This window comes from Bacteroides sp. CAG:633 (assembly GCF_000435115.1).
Taxonomy (GTDB): Bacteria; Bacteroidota; Bacteroidia; order Bacteroidales; family Bacteroidaceae; genus Bacteroides; species Bacteroides ndongoniae.
Window position 1 is genome coordinate 23,340 of record NZ_FR883152.1, and the last position, 19,507, is coordinate 42,846.

At 45.3% G+C, this 19,507-nt stretch carries 18 protein-coding genes, 1 tRNA gene and 2 pseudogenes; 14 read left to right on the forward strand and 7 right to left on the reverse strand.

What is annotated here, in order from left to right:
* Positions 1 to 185, forward strand: a pseudogene (locus QVP67_RS14480) (4Fe-4S binding protein); the annotation flags it as partial.
* On the opposite strand, the gene tilS reads toward QVP67_RS14480, so the two are convergent.
* Positions 175 to 1,452: a tRNA lysidine(34) synthetase TilS gene (gene tilS, locus QVP67_RS14485; RefSeq protein ID WP_022164267.1), complete on the reverse strand. Its 1,278-nt coding sequence runs from the start codon at positions 1,450 to 1,452 to the stop codon at positions 175 to 177. The pseudogene QVP67_RS14480 and the gene tilS sit on opposite strands and share 11 nt — an antisense overlap.
* A 421-nt stretch (positions 1,453 to 1,873) precedes the next feature.
* On the opposite strand from tilS, the gene feoB reads away from it, so the two are divergent.
* From feoB to QVP67_RS14505, 3 genes are all read left to right on the forward strand, one after another.
* The gene (gene feoB, locus QVP67_RS14490; protein WP_022164268.1) at positions 1,874 to 4,345 is read left to right on the forward strand and encodes a ferrous iron transport protein B; all 2,472 of its coding nucleotides are present in this window, start codon (positions 1,874 to 1,876) and stop codon (positions 4,343 to 4,345) included.
* A 284-nt stretch (positions 4,346 to 4,629) separates the two neighbouring features.
* Positions 4,630 to 4,701: transfer RNA gene (locus QVP67_RS14500), tRNA-Cys, on the forward strand.
* A gap of 99 nt (positions 4,702 to 4,800) precedes the next feature.
* Positions 4,801 to 5,340, forward strand: a complete 540-nt coding sequence (locus QVP67_RS14505) for a TlpA family protein disulfide reductase (protein ID WP_022164269.1) — start codon at positions 4,801 to 4,803, stop codon at positions 5,338 to 5,340.
* A 19-nt stretch (positions 5,341 to 5,359) separates the two neighbouring features.
* Here QVP67_RS14505 and QVP67_RS14510 read toward each other — a convergent pair whose 3' ends face one another.
* The 4 genes from QVP67_RS14510 to QVP67_RS14525 all read right to left on the reverse strand — a co-directional run bounded on the left by QVP67_RS14510 (position 5,360) and on the right by QVP67_RS14525 (position 8,334).
* The gene (locus tag QVP67_RS14510; RefSeq protein WP_022164270.1) at positions 5,360 to 6,094 is read right to left on the reverse strand and encodes a class I SAM-dependent methyltransferase; all 735 of its coding nucleotides are present in this window, start codon (positions 6,092 to 6,094) and stop codon (positions 5,360 to 5,362) included.
* A 4-nt stretch (positions 6,095 to 6,098) separates the two neighbouring features.
* Positions 6,099 to 6,287: a hypothetical protein gene (locus QVP67_RS14515; RefSeq protein WP_022164271.1), complete on the reverse strand. Its 189-nt coding sequence runs from the start codon at positions 6,285 to 6,287 to the stop codon at positions 6,099 to 6,101.
* A gap of 216 nt (positions 6,288 to 6,503) precedes the next feature.
* Positions 6,504 to 7,577 carry a DUF4468 domain-containing protein gene (locus tag QVP67_RS14520; protein ID WP_022164272.1) on the reverse strand — a complete coding sequence of 358 codons (1,074 nt, stop codon included), beginning with the start codon at positions 7,575 to 7,577 and terminating at the stop codon, positions 6,504 to 6,506.
* A 28-nt stretch (positions 7,578 to 7,605) separates the two neighbouring features.
* Positions 7,606 to 8,334: an MBL fold metallo-hydrolase gene (locus tag QVP67_RS14525; RefSeq protein WP_022164273.1), complete on the reverse strand. Its 729-nt coding sequence runs from the start codon at positions 8,332 to 8,334 to the stop codon at positions 7,606 to 7,608.
* Positions 8,335 to 8,613: 279 nt separating this feature from the next.
* Between QVP67_RS14525 and QVP67_RS14530 the strand changes: the two genes are divergently transcribed.
* The 4 genes from QVP67_RS14530 (at position 8,614) to queF (ending at position 12,296) form a co-directional block, all read left to right on the forward strand.
* Complete coding sequence (locus tag QVP67_RS14530) at positions 8,614 to 10,077, forward strand: OmpP1/FadL family transporter (RefSeq protein WP_022164274.1); 1,464 nt, start codon at positions 8,614 to 8,616, stop codon at positions 10,075 to 10,077.
* 250 nt (positions 10,078 to 10,327) lie between these two features.
* The gene (locus QVP67_RS14535) at positions 10,328 to 11,008 is read left to right on the forward strand and encodes a queuosine precursor transporter (RefSeq protein WP_022164275.1); all 681 of its coding nucleotides are present in this window, start codon (positions 10,328 to 10,330) and stop codon (positions 11,006 to 11,008) included.
* A gap of 117 nt (positions 11,009 to 11,125) precedes the next feature.
* Positions 11,126 to 11,782 carry a 7-cyano-7-deazaguanine synthase QueC gene (gene queC, locus QVP67_RS14540; RefSeq protein WP_022164276.1) on the forward strand — a complete coding sequence of 219 codons (657 nt, stop codon included), beginning with the start codon at positions 11,126 to 11,128 and terminating at the stop codon, positions 11,780 to 11,782.
* 58 nt (positions 11,783 to 11,840) lie between these two features.
* Positions 11,841 to 12,296, forward strand: coding sequence for a preQ(1) synthase (gene queF, locus QVP67_RS14545; RefSeq protein WP_022164277.1), 456 nt, complete (start codon positions 11,841 to 11,843; stop codon positions 12,294 to 12,296).
* 28 nt (positions 12,297 to 12,324) lie between these two features.
* Here queF and QVP67_RS14550 read toward each other — a convergent pair whose 3' ends face one another.
* Complete coding sequence (locus QVP67_RS14550; protein WP_441293848.1) at positions 12,325 to 12,954, reverse strand: RDD family protein; 630 nt, start codon at positions 12,952 to 12,954, stop codon at positions 12,325 to 12,327.
* Positions 12,933 to 13,050, reverse strand: a pseudogene (locus QVP67_RS15740) (RDD family protein); the annotation flags it as partial. The pseudogene QVP67_RS15740 and the gene QVP67_RS14550, both read right to left, overlap by 22 nt.
* A gap of 103 nt (positions 13,051 to 13,153) precedes the next feature.
* Here QVP67_RS15740 and QVP67_RS14555 point away from each other — a divergent pair.
* Genes QVP67_RS14555 through QVP67_RS14580 form a run of 6 tightly spaced genes read left to right on the forward strand, consistent with a single transcriptional unit; the run spans position 13,154 to position 19,234 of the window.
* Positions 13,154 to 14,116, forward strand: coding sequence for a stage II sporulation protein M (locus tag QVP67_RS14555; RefSeq protein ID WP_022164279.1), 963 nt, complete (start codon positions 13,154 to 13,156; stop codon positions 14,114 to 14,116).
* Positions 14,097 to 15,044, forward strand: a complete 948-nt coding sequence (locus QVP67_RS14560; protein WP_288180270.1) for a hypothetical protein — start codon at positions 14,097 to 14,099, stop codon at positions 15,042 to 15,044. Before QVP67_RS14555 ends, QVP67_RS14560 begins: the two co-directional genes overlap by 20 nt.
* Before the next feature lie 17 nt (positions 15,045 to 15,061).
* Complete coding sequence (locus QVP67_RS14565; protein WP_022164281.1) at positions 15,062 to 15,679, forward strand: DUF4129 domain-containing protein; 618 nt, start codon at positions 15,062 to 15,064, stop codon at positions 15,677 to 15,679.
* The gene (locus tag QVP67_RS14570) at positions 15,676 to 16,932 is read left to right on the forward strand and encodes a DUF4350 domain-containing protein (protein WP_022164282.1); all 1,257 of its coding nucleotides are present in this window, start codon (positions 15,676 to 15,678) and stop codon (positions 16,930 to 16,932) included. The genes QVP67_RS14565 and QVP67_RS14570 overlap by 4 nt, the downstream gene beginning before the upstream one ends.
* Positions 16,929 to 17,894: an AAA family ATPase gene (locus QVP67_RS14575; protein WP_022164283.1), complete on the forward strand. Its 966-nt coding sequence runs from the start codon at positions 16,929 to 16,931 to the stop codon at positions 17,892 to 17,894. The genes QVP67_RS14570 and QVP67_RS14575 overlap by 4 nt, the downstream gene beginning before the upstream one ends.
* 32 nt (positions 17,895 to 17,926) lie before the next feature.
* Complete coding sequence (locus QVP67_RS14580) at positions 17,927 to 19,234, forward strand: DUF58 domain-containing protein (RefSeq protein WP_288180271.1); 1,308 nt, start codon at positions 17,927 to 17,929, stop codon at positions 19,232 to 19,234.
* The last annotated feature ends 273 nt before the right edge of the window (positions 19,235 to 19,507 follow it).

The following is a 19,507-nucleotide window of genomic DNA, read 5'->3' on the forward strand; positions in this document are numbered from 1 at the left end:
CGAAGCATTGTCCCGCCGGTGCCATAGTGAAGGGTGACGAGTGTCATACGCTGGCCGATAAGTGCATCCGCTGTTGTGCCTGCGTGAAAGGATGTCCGCAAAAGGCCCGCAGTTACGATACGCCGTTTGCCGAGATGCTTTCCACCTGTTTCCAGCGCGAAAAGGAAAACCGGATTATCTTGTAAGCAGTTTTACGATCAGTATTTTCCGGGTATGTTCGTCTACCCGGTAGCGGTTGTCTGTCCGTTCGCCTACCAGCCAGATGATGTCGTTGCCACAACACAGCACCCACTGCTGTTCTTTCTGCACGAGGGAGAACTTACGGTCGGTCAGATAATCGCTTACTTTCTTTTTCCCTTTCATGCCGAAGGGGACAAACGTGTCTCCCTGCCTCCATAGGCGCAGGTCAAGCGGATGTTGTATCTTCCCGGCATCGAAGCAAGCGGTATTCTTGTCGCGGGGGATGGGGAAACCGGGGTAGTAATCCTGTTCTTCGCTCTGCAGCTGGGGTGGGCGGGCCGTGTGTTGCCGGTTCTCGATGAGCAGGTATTCGCGGTCCTTCACGACTTTCCATTCGGGAGCGATGAATACTTTTCCCGACTGTCCTGTGAGCGAAGCAAAGATGTCGTCTATTTGTGCGTGGTTAAAGCCCAGCGGAGCCAGCAGCTCGAACAGCAGTGTGGCGGGCGAAGGTTCCTGTAGCAGCAGAGGGATGCTGATTCGGCTACCGTCGTACACGCGCTGCCGTCCTTCGTCTATACCTTTCTTATATATATAATAGGTGTCGTCCAGGTGGCGGGCGGTTTGCAGGATACTTTCTTTCACCGAGGGATTGATTTGCTGTAGCAGTGGCAGGATGTTCAGGCGTATTTTGTTGCGCGTATATTCGTCGTGCAGGTTGGTGCTGTCGGTGACGTAGTCCTGGCCGATGCCGTGCAGGTAGTCGGTGATGTCCGTCCGCGACAGGCAAAGCAGGGGGCGTACGATGCGGCCGTTCCGGGCGCGTATGCCTCGCAGTCCGTTGATGCCGGTGCCACGTATCAGGTTCAGCAGAAAGGTTTCTACGCTGTCGTCGCCATGATGGGCCACGGCGATGAGGTCGGCTCCGCAGGCAAGGCGTGTCTGTTCGAACCATTCGTAGCGCAGTTCGCGGGCAGCCATTTCGATGGAGATATGTCGCTGGGCGGCAACCTGCGTGGTGTCGAAGTGGGTGACGTGCAGCGGCACTTGCAGCCGGAGGCACAACTGGCGTACAAAGTTCTCGTCGCGGTCCGATTCGGCTCCGCGCAAGTGGAAGTTGCAGTGTGCGGCCTCGCACGAATAGCCCAGTTGCAGCAGCACTCTTAGCAGCGCCACGGAGTCGGCACCGCCACTCAAGGCTACAAGCAACTTCTCGTGTGGGGCGAAAAGCTGTTCCTTCTCGATGTATTGCTTTACTTTTCCTGTTATCATGCAGCAAATATACGATAGAATTTTGCTTTTCGTATCGCTCTGTTAGTTTATATTTATTACTTTTATGGTGGTCGGTGTGCAAAATGCTGTGTATCAGTCGTGTATCTGGTCTCTGCTAATCCTTCAGCACTGGTCTGTCACAGTCGTATACTTAGGGTGCCTCGGTCGTATACTTAGGCTATCTCTGTCGTATACTTAGGGTATCTCAGTCGTATACTTAGGTATACTCGGCATACAAAGGTACTTTTCTTCATATTGCTTGTAAAGATATATGTTTGCCGGATGCGCCTGTCACGATGGTAACCGCTGGCCGAAAAGTGATGGTTATTTAAAAACATTCTAAATTATTTGTAGGCTACCGCTGAATGAACTATCTTTGTGGGCGGAAAATGTGGTATAATTAAGACGAAATATAGAAGTTATGCGTTTATCCGAACTGAAGACCGGTGAGAAAGGTGTGATAGTGAAAGTGTTAGGCCACGGTGGTTTCCGCAAGCGGATTGTGGAAATGGGCTTCATCAAAGGTAAGACCGTGGAGGTAGTTCTGAATGCTCCGCTGAGAGACCCTATCAAATACCGGGTGCTGGGATACGAAATCTCATTGCGCCGGCAGGAAGCCGAAATGATTGAGGTAGTCAGCGAACAGGAAGCCAGGGAACAGTCTGTCGGGCTGGACTATCATAAGGGCGTCAGCGAAGACATCCACCTGAGCGACGAAGAGATGAAGCGCATCGCGCTGGGTAAACGCCGTACCATCAACGTGGCCTTGGTCGGCAATCCGAACTGCGGCAAGACGTCCTTGTTCAACATCGCATCCGGTTCGCACGAGCATGTGGGCAACTATAGCGGCGTTACGGTCGATGCCAAGGAAGGCTATTTCGACTTCCAGGGTTACCACTTCCGCATCGTCGACCTGCCGGGCACGTACTCCCTTTCGGCTTACTCTCCCGAAGAGATATACGTACGCCGCCACATCATCGACGAAACGCCCGACATCATCATCAATGTGGTCGATGCTTCGAATCTGGAGCGTAACCTCTATCTTACCACCCAGCTGATAGACATGAACGTGCGCATGGTCATTGCGCTCAACATGTTCGACGAGCTGGAAGCCAGCGGAAATACCCTCGACTACCTGAAGCTGAGCGAACTGATCGGTGTGCCGATGGTGCCCACCGTATGCCGTACCAGCAAGGGGGTCGACACCTTGTTCCATGTCATCATCGGCATGTACGAAGGAGGAGACTTTCTGGGCAAAGACGGAAAAATACGGCCCGACATCCTGAACGACCTGCGAAACTGGCACAAGGAATACGTGCCCGACCATGACTATGGCAGCCACAAGGAAGAACACGAACATCCCAACGGCTTCTTCCGCCACATCCACATCAACCACGGTCCCGAACTGGAGCGCAGCATCGACGAGGTGAAGCGCATCATCAGCGTCAACGAAAATATCCGCCACAAGTATTCGACCCGTTTTCTGGCCATCAAGCTGCTGGAGAACGACAAGGAACTGGAGAAGATGGTGGCCGACCTGCCCAACGGACAGGACATACTGAATGTGCGCGACAAAGAAGAGCAACGCCTGCGCAACTCCATTGGTGAAGACAGTGAGCAGGCTATCACGGATGCGAAGTACGGATTCATATCGGGTGCCCTGAAGGAGACGTACGTCGATAACCACATGGACCGCGAACGCACCACCCGCGTTATCGACTCCATCGTCACCCACCGCATCTGGGGATATCCTATTTTCTTCCTGTTCCTTTACATCATGTTTCAGGCAACGTTCGTACTGGGTGAATATCCGATGCAAGGCATCGAATGGCTGGTCGATGCGTTAGGTGGTCTGATACGCAACAACATGGCCGAAGGACCGCTGAAGGACATGCTGGTCGACGGAATAATAGGCGGTGTGGGCGGTGTGATCGTCTTCCTGCCCAACATCCTGATACTGTATTTTTTCATTTCGCTGATGGAAGACTCGGGCTACATGGCGCGTGCAGCATTTATCATGGACAAGATCATGCACAAGATGGGGTTGCACGGGAAGTCGTTCATACCGCTCATCATGGGCTTTGGGTGTAACGTGCCGGCCATCATGGCATCGCGCACCATCGAGAACCGCAAGAGCCGCCTTATCACCATGCTCATCACTCCGCTGATGTCGTGCAGTGCCCGTCTGCCCATCTATCTGGTACTGGTAGGAGCCTTCTTCCCCCACAACGCCAGTCTGGTCATGCTGGCCATCTATGCCATCGGCATCCTGCTGGCCGTGCTGATGGCGCGCCTCTTCAGCCGTTTCCTGGTCAAGGGCGACGATACTCCGTTCGTCATGGAGCTGCCTCCTTACCGCCTTCCTACTTCGAAGTCCATCTTCCGCCATACGTGGGAGAAAGGTGCCCAGTATCTGCGTAAAATGGGAGGCATCATCATGGTAGCGTCGATTGTCATCTGGGCATTGGGCTATTATCCCAGCCACGATTCGTACAGCACGGTAGCCGAACAGCAGGAAAACTCGTACATCGGCATGATAGGAAAAGCGATTGAACCGGTCATCGAGCCGCTGGGATTCGACTGGAAGCTGGGAGTAGGCATACTTTCCGGTGTAGGAGCGAAGGAACTGGTCGTAAGTACCTTGGGTATACTCTACACGGACGATGCCGAGGCCGACGCCGCCAGTCTGGGCGAACGCATACCGATCACCCCGCTGGTAGCCTTCTGTTATATGGTCTTCGTCCTGATATACTTCCCCTGTATAGCCACACTGGCGGCCATTAAGGGAGAGTCGGGAAGTTGGAAGTGGGGACTGTTTACGGCGGCATACACGACAGTGCTTGCATGGATTGTAGCCTTTGTTGTTCATCAGGTGGGAGGAGTGTTGCTATGAGCCATTGGCAAGAATGGGTAGTAGCACTGCTACTTTTGTTCTGTCTGTACTGGATAGGCCGACGGATTCGTATGTTTTTTCGCCGGATGAATGAAAAAAACAATCCGTGCGCAAACTGTGTAACCGGCTGTGACATAAAGAGATTATACGATGAGAAGCGTTCGGCTTGTGGTAAAAACCAAAAAATATCGAAGAAAAAATGCTGCGGATAGTTGGTAATTAGAAAAAATGCATTACCTTTGCAACCGCAATCGAGAAACAAGAGAGTTTCGCCGAAATAAAACGGTACCTTGGATGAGTGGCTTAGTCAGCGGTCTGCAAAACCGTGTACGGCAGTTCGAATCTGCCAGGTACCTCAGAACAGAAGCACATAAGGCGATGTGCTTCTGTTTTTTTATGCCTTTTCCTTTCCCTGTTAGTTGTGCAAGACATTCCTATTTACTATATTTGTAGGCATGAAAACAAGAGTAAATATTCTGATAGCGTCTTTATTGCTCGTGTGCAGCGCATTGATGGCACAGGAGAAGGTGGTAGTCGACAGTACGGGCTACATTGTCAAGGTAGGGGATATGGCCCCGGATTTCAGCATGCAGTTGACCGACGGGAAAACAGTAACCCTGTCCGAACTTCGTGGCAAGGTGGTCATGCTGCAGTTTACGGCAAGCTGGTGCGGAGTATGCCGCAAGGAGATGCCTTTTATCGAAAAGGATATCTGGCAGAAACACCGGGCAGATGATGATTTTGCCCTGTTCGGCATCGACCGTGACGAACCGCTGGAGAAAGTGAAGGCTTTTGCCAAGTCTACGAGAGTAACCTATCCGTTGGGCTTGGATCCGGGTGCGGATATCTTTGCTCGCTACGCCCTGCGCCAGTCGGGCATCACCCGCAATGTGCTGATCGACAAGACGGGTCGTATTGTGATGTTGACCCGCTTGTACAATCCGGAAGAGTTTGCAGCCTTGGTACGTAAAATCGACGAGATGCTGTCCGAATAAACCTGCCGTCCCGCACGGGTCAGACTTGGCTGAGGCGGGCCAGGTATTCGTAATGTTTTCCTTCTTCTATCAGCTCGGCCTTGAATCCGTTTTCCGCGGCATAGTAGGAGAGGGTTTGGAAGTCGATGTACAGCCAGTCGAAAACGTCTCCTTTTACATTTTTGTACTGCATCTGAAAGTCTACTTCACCGTAGTAGCTGTCGGCCAGGTCGATAAGGAAACTGCCGTCTTCTTCTTCGAACAGGTATTTCAGGTCGCTCGAATCCATGTAGATACATCCGCCGGGTGCAAGCAGCTGCTTCATCTTACGGAAGAATAGCGGCATGTTTTCCAGTTTGCCCACAATACCCGATCCGTTCATCAACATCAGGACGGTATCGTATGCCCCGCAGAACTGTTCGCTGAAGAGGTTAGTCTGTGTGGCATGGCATACGCCCCTTTGCTTCATTACTTCGACGGACAGGGGAGAGATGTCGATGGCGTGCACGTCTTTTCCGGCTTTTTGCAGGGCAAGGCTGTGGCAACCGCTTCCGGCGCCTACGTCCAGTATCCGTCCCGTGGCCAGCTTCAGGGCCGTCTGTTCCAGGTGGGGCATGGAGGCCTCGCTGCGAAACAATTCTTTCACGGGGATTTCGTCTTCATCGAATTGCGATGAAAACACACGCAGGCGGGCGGCTTTGCCCGAGCGGGCGTAGTCGGCTATTGCTGCCCCCATCGGGTCTTTCTCGGGTGATAGTAAGCAGGTGTTCAGCATGGAGTTATTTGCTTTTATGTCTGTTGGCACGTTTGCGACGGATTTCTGCCTTCATCTTGGCGGCTCCGGAACCGTGCAGGCCTGTGATGTAGGTTTTCTTCTTGGCTTTGGTTTTGATTTTGTTCTCTTCTTTGGGCTTGTCTTTCTTGCCTTTGAAAATGATGCCGCCCATCATGGCTTCTTCGATACTCATATATGGAATGTTATTATTGTTTCTGGCTGCAAATATACGTATTTGCAGGATTGGTTTCTGCATGATGAAACAAAAAAGCTTCGACAGGCATGGGTAGTTGAAACGATTCTTGCCTGTCGAAGCCTTATCTGTCAGCATCTGACTGCTGTTGGAGGAATGGTTGCGTCGCGGCAAAGCGCAGCTATGCCGCATGAACGCTATAGCGGTACGGACCGGTTATTTGACCAGTGCTTTCATAATTTCGCCGATAAATGTGCGAGGCTGTCCTTCGAGGGGTTCCTGTGAGGGAAGTTTCTTGCACTCCAGTATGACGCTGGGTTCGTTCTGCCCGTTGGGATAGAAACGTACGGTGTAGTTTTCGGCTTTCTCCAGTTGCTCGTAAGGCTGGTCGGGTGATAGCATGGTGAATACAACAGGCTTTCCGGACATCTTGCCCAATGAGCCTCCTGCGTTGGCGGTCATGGTAGTCATGTTGAAACTGTCGGTACCGATAGCAATAACCAGTTTGCCTGCTCCCATCTGGATGAGGTCAGTTGGCAACTGACTGGGCGTTACTTCTTTATACGAACTGGCTGAGGTTGCCGGTGTTGCAGCAACAGCAGTTGCATTACTGCTTTTGACGGTAACTTCCTGTTTGGGGGTGATAACGGTATTGCCGGTCGTATTTGCATTTCCTTCAGTATTTCCGTTGCTTTTTGCATTACTTTGCGCTGTAGTAGCACTCAGTGCATTGGCTGCTTCTCCGAAAAGGGTGTCGGTGAAGTCAACAGTTTTTCTACGCCATTTGGCCAGTCCGCGTACCAGTTTGGTCTTCGATTTGTTCAGGGCGTATTTGTCGGAAATCCATTCTTCCGCATCATATTTTTCTTTGTCTTCACCTTCACGGTACTCGAACCGGATTCTTTCTATACGAAGGGTACATTCTTCGGGCTGGCACAAGGCTGTGAGTGTATATATTATTTTTGTACGGTCCAGTGATAGGGCGCTCGACTTGAAGACAATCCATTCTTCTCCTAGCCCGACAATCTGTCCTTCTTCTTTTTTAGTATACACTACACGGCTGTTATTCTCGTTCTTTTTCAGGCGGGCATCCATCCATTGCAGGATACGGTCGAAAACAGCATCCTGCGACATGCCGGGGATGCTGAATGTTTTGCTGAACACTACTTTTCCATTCTCTTCGGGAACGGCACCTGTCAGGTAACGGCTGTCGTCTTTCTTTTGTGCCTGCAATGCTATTGGCAGACAGAGGCAGGCTACGATAAATAAAATTCTTGTTAGTTTTTTCATAAGTGTTATATGTTTTTTGTTTTAAAATTCATGATAGTTCGAAACTTTCTCCTCGGTGCGTGATGCCGAGAAATCTGCATCCTTGGGCTTCGGCAAAAGGTTGGAAGGCGTTGCCGCCTCTATAGTCTTCGCCGAAATGCATGGGAGCAAAAGCCGCGGTCTTTATCCGCTCAATGAACTGTCTGGCTCCACGCATATAGTCGGTACCGATGCGGCTGTCCACGGGAAACATGGCGATGTCTATGGCAGATGTTCTTTGCTGTATGTATTTTATTTCGGCCAGGAAATCGCCATCAGCTTTTCGCATGTCTTGTGGGGTAGATTCATCACCCCGGTGCCAGTTATTCAGGTCGCCGGCATGGAAAATACGTCTGTCTTGCAAGTCTATCAGAAAGGAAATGCCCGAATCGGTTGATCCACAGGCTTCGATACGGATATGATCGTCTTCGTAAATACTGCCTTTGAGGAGATAAGTTGCTTCGTCGGCCGTAGCACGTTTGTGCTTCAGTATATCCTTTGAGAATATGTATCGGATGTCCGGACGCTGTTCCTTCCAGGACAATATGTCACGGTTGAAATGGTCTGGATGAAAATGGGAAGCCAACACATACATTCTCCCTGTTTTATGAAGCAGGTAGTCATGTACAATCCCCTTTTCGGAGTTGTCTTCAGATGAGTCTTGGTAATAGTCTATAATGACTGTGACATCGTCTGCTTCGATGGCGAATCCACTATGATAGATATAATCAAGTTTCATGGATAAATGAATTTAGCAGCAATATTACGAAAAACGTCGGATAACTTTGAAGATTGTGTTGTTATTTTATGTCAAATAGGATCCGACTATGCGGCAGGCAGGTTAACAATGCTGGGATCGGGATGAATTTTTTCTTTGTTTCGTTTCATAAGAAACAATTGTTTTTTGCAAATATATGCTCTTCTGATATGTGCTTTCCTGTATATTTTTGCACACTGTGTTTGTTGGTGTGCATTTTTGTTATACCTTTGCGGCCTGAAATGATTAAAAATAATTTAGATGGTGAAAAAAATCTTGATTGGCATTGCGATGCTGATCGTTTCTAATTCAACTTTCGCGGGAGATTATCTGACTAATACAAATCAGAATGCCGCGTTTCTTCGTATGATAGCCCGTGGTGCTTCGATCGATGTTGATGGTGTGTATAGCAATCCAGCCGGACTGGCTTTTCTGCCTGAAGATGGTTTTCGGGTATCGCTTACCATACAAAGTGCGTATCAGACGCGTGACATTATGGCTGTCAGCCCATTTTGGACAATGGATGGAAATAATACGTCGCGTTATTATGAGGGAAAAGCTTCGGCTCCGGTCATCCCTTCCATACATGCTGTTTATAAAAAAGGCGATTGGGCCTTTTCAGGAGGTTTTGCCATTGTTGGTGGTGGTGGAAAGGCGTCTTTTGATCATGGATTGCCGATGTTTGATGCCGCAGCCATCGGAATGGTGACAAAAGAAACACAGGCCTTACAGCAGAACTTTGGATATCGGATGAGTCCGGACAAATATTTTATTAATTCGGCTATGGAAGGCCGCCAGTATATTTATGGCGCTCAGTTAGGACTTAGTTATAAGGTAAACGAACATATATCGGTCTTTGCAGGTGCTCGTATGAATTATTTCTCTGGTGGTTATAGTGGTTTCCTGAAAGTTGGTCTGAACGATGGGGTAGCCGAAGAAGTTGGAGCTGCTATTGTGAGCAAGTTGATGGGGGCTGGCCTTACGTTGGAGCAGGCAATGGCACAGGCTGCTGAGATTTCGGCTCCAATGATGGAGAAACTTTCGGAGTCGGGTATAGAGCTCGATTGTGATCAGTCGGGTTGGGGGTTGACACCGATTGTCGGAGTTGACGTTAAATACGGGAAGTTGAATGTAGCTGCCAAATATGAGTTTAAGGCTAATATGAATATAGAGAATAAGACCAATCGTCTGGAATATCCTTCTGCTGCCGAATCTTATATGGCACCTTTTAAGGATGGAGTAAACACACCGAGTGATGTACCGTCTATGTTGTCGGTAGCAGCCGGATACGAGATTCTGCCTTCTTTACGTGCTTCGCTCGAATATCATTTCTTCGATGATAAACATGCTGGTATGGCTGGAGGCAAGGAGAAGATATTGAAGCATGGAACTCATGAGTATTTGGCAGGAATAGAATGGGATGCAACCAAGTATCTGACACTTAGTGGTGGATATCAGAATACGAATTATGGATTGAGTGATGATTTTCAGTCGGATACCAGTTTTTCTTGTGATTCTTACTCAATAGGCTTTGGAGGGCGTATCTATCTGAGCCAGGCATTAAGTCTGGATGTAGCTTATTTCTGGACAACTTATAGTGACTATACGAAGGAAGCTCCTCGCAGAAGTTCGTTAGAGGCATTGGGGTTGCCTGTAGATGGAGATAAGGATGTATATAGCCGTACGAATAAGGTGTTTGGAGTAAGTCTGAACTATTGCTTCTGATAGCATATTCCTTTTCTTTGTTATATAATGTGCATTTGAGCATTTTGTAGTGCTGATCCCGAAGACAGTTTTATGTCGGTTGGAACGTATTGGCACTGCAAAGTGCTCAAAGTGTATATTGTAGGGATTAACAGTTCGTCTCTTGGTAATCCCAAAAATAACTTCTACCTTTGCAGGCCGAAAACAAATAAGTATGATGCCGTGAATAGCGGTCGTGTATTCTAGGACAACCACGTAAAAAACAGGAGTTATGAAGCAAAAAGTATCTGTTCCTTTTATGCTGCTTGGCATTCTTTTCAATGTCTGCCTTATTGCAGCCAATCTTCTTGAAACTAAAGTCATTCAGGTGTGTGGCATTACGGTGACAGCCGGATTGCTTGTGTTTCCCGTTTCTTATATCATTAACGACTGCATCGCTGAGGTGTGGGGATTCCGTAAGGCGCGATTGATCATCTGGAGTGGTTTTGCCATGAATTTTTTTGTAGTGATGTTGGGCTTGGCTGCTGTAGCTTTGCCGGCGGCACCTTTTTGGGAAGGTGAGGAGCATTTTAATTTCGTTTTTGGCATGGCGCCACGTATCGTTGTAGCCAGTTTGGCTGCATTTTTGGTCGGTTCTTTTCTTAATGCTTATATGATGAGTAAAATGAAACTGGCCAGTGGAGGGCGTCATTTTTCGTTACGGGCCATCTTGTCCACTGTGGTAGGTGAGACGGCCGATTCATTGATTTTCTTTCCTGTAGCTTTCGGTGGTATCATTGCGTGGCAGGAATTGTTGCTGATGATGTGTATACAGATTATTCTGAAGTCGATGTATGAAGTGGTAATATTGCCAGTTACTATTCGTGTTGTCGGGCTCATAAAGAGGATCGATGGAAGTGATGTGTACGATGAGGGGATTTCGTATAAAGTCTGGAAGATCTCAGATATTTGACTATTCTTAAAAAGAGAGGATAATCTTTTTTCAAAACAAAGTTGTTTAAAGCTTTGGTACACAAAGTCCTCTTGTCTGTATTGTTATAAAAGATTTCTAATATTTATTACTAAAAAGATGAATAAAGAAAGTGCATTGGTCGTGTTCAGTGGTGGGCAGGACTCAACTACTTGTCTGTTCTGGGCAAAACGTGAATTTAAGAAAGTGTATGCGCTAAGTTTCCTGTACGGACAGAAGCACCAGAAAGAAGTGGAGCTGGCGCGTGAAATAGCTCGTAAGGCTGAAGTAGAATTTGATGTAATGGATGTATCGTTTATCGGTCGGTTGGGGCATAATTCACTGACTGATCCTTCCATGACGATGGATAGTGAAAAACCGGCCGATACTTTCCCGAATACTTTTGTACCAGGACGTAATTTGTTTTTCTTAAGCATTGCAGCTGTTTATGCTCGTGAACGTGGCATTAATCATCTTGTAACAGGTGTATCGCAAACTGATTTCAGTGGTTATCCTGATTGTCGCGACGCTTTCATTAAATCGTTGAATGTGACGTTGAATCTGGCAATGGATGAGCAGTTTGTCATTCATACGCCTTTGATGTGGATTGATAAGGCAGAAACATGGGCTTTGGCCGATGAATTAGGGGTACTTGACTTGGTTCGTCACGATACTCTTACGTGTTACAATGGTATTCCTGGAGACGGATGTGGTCATTGTCCGGCTTGTAAATTACGTCGTGAGGGACTGGAGAAATACTTGAATTCCCGTAAATAAGCCATTATCTTTTATCACTGTTTTATAGTTTATCATATTATTATAAAAATCTGTTGTTATGACCGAATTGAAAGACCAATTGTCTCTTTTGGGACGGAAGACTGAATATAAGCAGGATTATGCTCCTGAAGTGCTGGAGGCTTTTGACAATAAACATCCAGATAATGATTACTGGGTTCGCTTCAATTGCCCGGAGTTTACCAGCTTATGTCCTATTACGGGACAACCCGATTTTGCAGAAATACGTATTTCTTATATTCCCGATATAAAAATGGTAGAAAGCAAAAGTCTGAAACTTTATCTTTTCAGTTTTCGGAATCATGGTGCTTTTCACGAAGATTGTGTGAATATCATTATGAAGGATTTGATACGTTTGATGGATCCTAAATATATTGAAGTAACGGGTTTCTTCACTCCTCGTGGAGGAATATCTATTTATCCGTATGCCAATTACGGGCGTCCCGGCACAAAATATGAGCATTTGGCCGAGCAGCGTTTGGCAAGTAGAGAATAATTTGCCATACGCATTTTTCGGGTATCAATTATATTTCTTCTAGGGCGTAATATTGATAATCGCGAAGAATTGTTTGCAGAAATTTTTCTGCGTTGTTTTCATGGGGAGTTGCTGATAGCAACTCCTTTACTTTTATTGCCAGCTGTTCCATCCGTTGTGCTCTGTTTTTCTGGTTCGACTGCAATGTACGGCTGATGACATTGATCTGTTCTAACGAAAGGTTGGCAGCTTGAGGATATGTAGGGCGATAGCCTTGACGCAGGTAATCAAACTCGTCAAGGCTTACATGAATTTTACGATAGTGTTTTTCTCTTATGACCATAGTACCTGCAGCAAGATCGCCTATGCGCTGTTTGTTATGCGTCAGTAGTATGGACAAAAGTCCGAATCCTCCGGTCAGGAACGCATCTATAGGAAACAGTAGCCAGCGTAACAGGTACGAACTGATACTGGGCGTTGATCCATCCGATTTGACCACACGTATGTTCATTAACCGCTTGCCAGGACTTTGCCCTTGATTGAATACTTCCCAAAGAAAAGCATAGCACAATACAGGTAAGTAAATTGTAATAGTGAGGACGATATACGAGATTTCGTCGGTAGGGTGAACTTTGAGATACAGTTTACTGACACCTAACAGATAAACACCGATGATGATGTAGTCGATAATCAGCGCTACCAATCGTTCGCCAATGCTGGCTGGCGTTTGACTGATTCGGACGAATTGTCCGGTAATAATAGTAGATTCTGCCATTTTCGATAAAACATTTTAGGTATCTCGTTGCAAATATATCATTATTCTCTTATTTTTGTTACCGATTTGAGTTAAAACACACAGCAGAAGTCCTTGGTTAATCATGAAAGAAGTAACGTTCATTCGTCAGAACATCGAAAGGTGGAAGCAGGCCGAAAAGGTGGTAGAACAGGCGGATCGTGTGTCGCCTGACCAGCTTGCTGACGTATATGTTGGACTGACGGCAGATCTGGCTTTCTCTCAGACTCATTTCCCTACTTCAAGAATTACAATTTATCTGAATAATTTGTCCTCGGCTTTGCATAACCGAATCTATCGGAACAAACGTGAAAAATGGTCGCGTCTGTTTACGTTCTGGTCTCGTGAAATACCTTGTGCGATGTATGATTCACGTCGGGAGTTATGGCTTTCTTTATTGATCTTTATGGTCAGTGTAGGCGTTGGCGTGCTTTCGGCAGCGAACGATCCGGATTTTGTTCGGCTTATTTTAGGAAATGCTTATGTGGATATGACGCTCAGTAACATCGCAGAAGGTAATCCTATGGGAGTATATGGCAGTGCGTCAGAGGTACCAATGTTCCTGGGGATTACGTTGAACAATGTGATGGTTGCTTTCAATTGTTTTGCTATGGGATTGTTGACCAGCTTCGGCACGGCATATATGCTTTTCAATAACGGTGTAATGTTGGGCGCTTTCCAGACTTTCTTTTATCAGCATGGATTATTATGGGAGTCTGCGTTGGCAGTCTGGTTGCATGGGACACTGGAAATATGGGCTATTATTGTTGCCGGTGCTGCCGGATTAACTTTGGGAAAAGGATGGTTGTTTCCCGGAACTTATTCACGTACTGAATCTTTTCGTCGAGGAGCACGGCGAGGAGTAAAGATTGTAGTCGGTACTGTTCCAGTTTTTGTGATGGCTGGTTTTATTGAGGGATTTATAACGCGTCATACTAATCTGCCTGATGCTTTGCGGCTGGGTATTATAGTACTGTCGCTGATATTTATACTTTATTATTATATTTATTTACCGAACAGAAGACGATATGGAAACACAGAAACCTAAAATCGCAATGTATGTCCAGCGTACGTTTGGCGATAAACTGAATGCAACATTTGATTTTATCAAAGAGAATTGGAAAGTGCTGTTAAAGTATGTCACATACTTGCTGTTGCCTGTCAGTCTGATACAGGCTTTGAGCATGAATGGACTGATGGGGATGATGCTTGGAACAGCTGATCCGGCTGTGGTTGAAGCAATGTTTACCGATTCGGGGCAAGTGGTTACATTTGTTTCTTATTATGGATTGCTTTTATTGATCAGCTTAATCGGTACCAATCTGTTGGGGGCTTTGGTATATACCTTGATGAGGCTTTATAATGAACGTGAACAGCGTTTGTCAGGAATCGAATTTGGAGAATTAAAACCATTGCTTTATCGTAATTTCAAGCGATTGTTTTCGCTTACTCTGTTTGCGATATTTATGATGGTTCTGATAGGACTTGTGATTGGCGTACTGGCTTCCTTGGTATCGTCCTTTTCGGTTTTGTTTGTTTTTCTGCTGCTGTTGGTAGGTTTGTTGCTATTAGCACCATTGTTGTTGTGGGGAAGTATTTATTTGTTTGAAGATATATCTCTGATGAAAGCATTTAGCAAAGCTTTTCGTCTGGGTTTTGCCACATGGGGTGGCGTTGTGTTGATGGCTATTGTGATGGGCTTTTTAGCAAGTATATTGCAGGGAGTAACGACAATGCCTTGGTACATATCTATATTGGTAAAGACATTTTTTATAGCAAGCGATGCGGGTAATGGAATAGGTACTTCTGCCGGCTATAACTTTATGCTTTATCTGTTTGGTGTTCTTCAGGCTTTCGGTGCTTATCTTGCTATGATATTCTATTTGGTAGGCCTTGCTTATCAATATGGTCATGCTGCAGAAAAAATGGATAGTGTAAGAATAGAGGAGGACATTAATCATTTTGACCAACTTTAATTTGCCTTGAAGCATAGATGAATACTTCGGCTACCGATACTTTGGCTTATAATATTGATTTGGTGAATACCTGGCAGGCAGATCCTTCATATTATTATAATCGGGGGTTGCTTACTCCTGATATAAATATTATGGAATGGCTGAGTCGTCAGATAGGGAAGTTATTGCAAGAGCTTTTCGGTAGTCGGGTAATGAGTGAATATGGCGAAGTCATTTTGATTGTACTGGTTGTTTTATTATTGCTTTTTTTAGTTTGGTTTATATATAAAAGACGTCCTTCATTATTTCTTCGTTCATATTCTCAGACAGATATTTCGTATGAGGTTTCGGAAGATACAATATATGGCATTGATTTTGAAAAGGCTATATCGCATGCGGTAACTTCAGAAAATTATCGGGAAGCCGTACGTTTGCTTTATTTACAGACGTTGAAGTTGCTGAATGATGAGGAGCGCATTGTTTGGCAGCCTTACAAAACTCCTACGCAATATATATACGAGGTGCGTATGGGGGCTTTCAGTCGTTTGACCGATCATTTTTTGCGTGTACGTTATGGTAATTTTGAAGCAACCGAAATGCTTTTCCGTTCTATGTGTGCTTTACAGAGTGAGGTGAAGAAAGGGGGTGATACATGAAAGGCAGGCACTGGTTTGTTGTAGGAATTGTTGCTTTTCTGTTGTTGATGTTCGCTATAGAGTATCGTTTGCCTAAACGTTTTGTCTGGCGTCTGACTTTTGGCCATTATGATGAGCAGCCTTTTGGGTGTGCACTTTTCGATAGCTTAGTGTCTGTTTCGGCTTCTGAAACGTATACTTTGTCCCGTAAGACGTTTTATCAGTTGGCTTCTGAAGATACATTAAAACGTAGAGGCTTTTTGGCTATTTCTGAGCACCTTGCATTGTCCGATGTTGATGTGGAAGCTTTACTTTCTATGGCAAGTCGTGGAGATAAAGTTCTGTTGGTGAGTAATTTGTTTCCGGCTCGTCTGGAAGACACGTTGAGGGTGCATGGGAATTATTCTTATTTCTATTTTAATGCATTGAAAAAACAAGCAGTCTCTTTGTTTGCTCGCGACAGTCTTATCTGGATAGCATCGCCAGGCGACTCTTTGACATATTATTTCTATCCTCAATTGTGTGCATCGACTTTGTCTGCCGATTCTGCAGATGCAGACGTACTTGCAATAAAACATGAAGTGGTAGGTAAAAATGTGGATGGTTTGATGACTGATACCTTGCAGTATAGCCCTGTTGCATTATCTGTTCCTGTGGGGAAAGGAGAAATTATTTTAGTTTCCACTCCTTTGCTTTTTACCAATTATGGTGTGGTAGATGGAAATAATGCAGCTTATATTTTCCGAATTCTTTCGCAGATGAAAGGTTTGCCATTGGTTCGGACCGAAGCTTATGTGGATGAAACTTCACAAGTACAACAATCGCCGTTCAGATATCTTTTAGCTCATCGCCCTTTGCGCTGGGCGTTGTATCTGACGTTGACAGGAGTTGTACTTTTTATGTTTTTTACGGCTCGTCGTCGGCAGCGTGCTATTCCGGTTGTACGGCCTCCATTGAACAAGTCATTGGAGTTCGTTAAGTTAATAGGAACTCTGTATTTTCAGAAGAAAGATCATGCGGATTTAGTGCGTAAAAAATATATTTATTTTGCTGAAATGCTGCGCCGTTCGTTGCAGGTCGATTTGGAAGCAGTGGAAGAAGATATCCGATCTTTCGATCGAATAGCAAAGCGGACGGGTATAGATAAGGAATCAATAGCTACCCTTGTCCGTACAGTACGTAGTGTAGTGTATAGTAAGAATGCAAAGATGAGTGAGCAGCAAATGAAACGATTGATTGATAACATGAATGATATAACCAGAAATTTGTTATGAGTGAAAATAGGCTTGACCTTACATTCTTTTCTGCAAAAATCGCAGAATTGAAAAAGCAAATAGCTTCTGTGCTGGTGGGGCAGGAGCAGATTGTCGATCTTGTCCTGACTGCTATTTTAGGTAATGGACATGTGTTGATAGAAGGTGTACCGGGAGTGGCGAAGACTTTGTTGGCTCGTTTGATCTCTAAGTTGATTGATGCAGACTTTAGCCGTATTCAGTTTACTCCCGATTTGATGCCAAGCGATGTATTGGGAACCACTGTATTCAATATGCAGACAGGAGGTTTTGATTTTCATCGTGGACCTGCGTTTGCCGATATTGTGCTTGTTGATGAAATCAATCGTGCTCCAGCCAAAACGCAGGCTGCTTTATTCGAGGTAATGGAAGAACGGCAGGCCAGTATTGATGGTGTTACTTATCCTATGGGAGAATTGTATACTATTCTCGCAACTCAAAATCCAGTTGAGCAAGAAGGTACTTATAAGCTTCCGGAGGCACAACTCGATCGTTTCCTTATGAAAATAACGATGGGATATCCGTCTGCTGAAGAAGAACTCGAAGTGCTTGAACGTCATCAGGCTAATGCTTCATTAGTGAAGTTGGATGAGGTGGTGCCAGTACTATCTAAAAGTGAACTATTGGAGTTAAGGAGTTTGCTTGGACAAGTGTTTGTCGACCGTACTTTGTTGCAGTATATTGTACAGATAGTTCAACGAACTCGAACAGTCAAAACCATTTATCTTGGTGCATCGCCGCGTGCATCGGTTTGCATGCTTCAGGCATCCAAAGCGTATGCTTTGTTGCAGGGACGCGATTTTGTAACTCCGGAAGATATTAAGTTTGTGGCACCTTCTGTTCTTCAGCATCGCTTGATTCTGACAGCTGAAGCAGAAATGGAGGGCTATACGCCTTTGAAAATAACCCAAAGGTTGATTGATCAGATAGAAATACCTCAGTAATGTTTTGTTTGTAATTTTTATAGCTTCAGGTTTTGTTTTTAACTTCTCGTTTTTATATAGTTTTGGTATTAATCGTCTTGTTGTTGGGCGGTGGATATGTTTTTGCACCATTGTTTGTAATTGGGCAGTGGGCATTGTTGTTATTTGCAATAATCTTGCTCGTTGACGGGTGGATGCTTTATCATGTTCGTGGTATAAAGGCTTTTAGGAAGTGCTCTGTCCGTTTCTCCAATGGTGACGACAATGCTATCTCTATTCGTGTTGAAAATTCTTATTCTTATACGGTATCAGTAGAAGTTATTGACGAAATACCTTTTGCCTTTCAGAAACGTGATGTAAACTTTCATTTGTACCTTCAGCCTCATGAGGGTAAGAATATCGATTATAGTTTGCATCCTGTCTGTCGGGGTGTTTATGATTTCGGTTTCATTCGTGTTTTTGCTTCAAGCCCGATTGGTATTTTGGCGCGACGTTATACTTGCGGCTCTTCTTGTCAGGTAAAGGTATATCCCTCTTTTCTGATGTTACATCATTATGAGTTGCTTGCAATTGATAATCGGCTAACCGATCAAGGCATCAAGCGTATACGTAGGGTAGGGCATCATACTGAATTTGATCAGATTAAGGATTATGTAAGAGGTGATGAATTTCGTATGATTAATTGGAAAGCTACTGCAAGGCGCAATCGCTTGATGGTGAATGTGTATCAGGATGAACGTGCTCAGTCTGTCTATGCTATTATCGATAAGGGACGAATGATGCAGCAGGCTTTCCGGGGAATGACACTTCTGGATTATGCCATCAATGCAGCTTTGGTACTTGCATATATTGCTATGCGTAAGGAGGATATGTCAGGCATTGCCACATTCAATGAACGTTTCGATACTTTTATCCCAGCTTCTAAACGACAGGGACAAATGCAGGTCTTGTTAGAAGCCCTGTATAATCAGCAGACAGATTTTGGTGAAAGTGATTTTTCCTCTTTATGCGTTCATCTTGATAAGCATCTTTACAGGCGTAGTTTGTTGGTGCTGTATACAAACTTCTCTGGGTTAGATAGTTTGCAACGTCAATTGCCTTATTTGCAGCAGCTTAGTCATCGGCATCGTTTGTTGGTCGTGTTTTTTGAAGATGTAGAGTTGAATGAATATATAGCAAGTTCTTCACATTCTACAGAAGATTATTACCGGCATGTGATAGCAGAAAAATTTGCTTTTGAGAAGCGGTTAATCGTATCTTCATTAAAACAGCATGGTATATTTTCATTGTTGACTACTCCAGAGAACCTTTCAGTGGATGTGATTAATAAGTATCTGGAGATAAAAACAAACTTGTTTTAGGACTATTCTCATATACCTTTTACTTTTCTCTTTTCCCTTCTTTGCCCTTTCCTTTGCGCTTTTTCGTCCCTATCTTTCCCCCTCTTTCTCTTTTTATCCCCTTTTCTGCTTCTTTTCCCCTCTCGCGCGCACATGTGAATATATAATGTATCCCCTTTCCTTTTCCCTACGATACCTTCTATAAAAACATGTTCTACAACATATCTCTAAATCAGTTATTTAGCAAAAACTTCATCAAAAAGTTGAAAAAAAGTGTGGAATATATTTGGAGCA